Origin of the sequence: Cobetia sp. SIMBA_158 (assembly GCF_046566945.1) — a bacterium.
In the GTDB taxonomy this organism is placed as follows: domain Bacteria; phylum Pseudomonadota; class Gammaproteobacteria; order Pseudomonadales; family Halomonadaceae; genus Cobetia; species Cobetia amphilecti.
Window position 1 is genome coordinate 1 of the sequence record NZ_JAWJYL010000804.1, and the last position, 249, is coordinate 249.

Annotated in this window: 1 protein-coding gene; it reads right to left on the reverse strand. The window is 62.2% G+C overall.

Annotated features, from left to right (window positions below):
* Nucleotides 1-249, reverse strand: a 249-nt coding sequence (locus tag R2R70_RS22045) for a type VI secretion system Vgr family protein (RefSeq protein WP_410979203.1), incomplete at both ends; no start/stop codon positions are given.

A 249-nucleotide genomic window follows, 5' to 3' on the forward strand; every position in this document is an offset into this window, starting at 1 on the left:
GAGCCGCCATCGAAAGTGGTGCCACTGTCTTCAGCGCCATAACGCCCCTGGGCATCTTCACTGGACTGCTTGAGATTGACGCGCGACTCGAGCGCTTCTGCGTTGTGGCTGGTGGCGCTGGCGCTGAGCGTATTGGAGAGCTGATAGGGGTTGGCCAATTGTTGCTGAGCGGGCGGGAGATCGAGCTGTTCGCCACTGGCGGCGATCTGACCCCAGTTGGTCAGCAGCAGGCCCTGATGCGCGCGGATT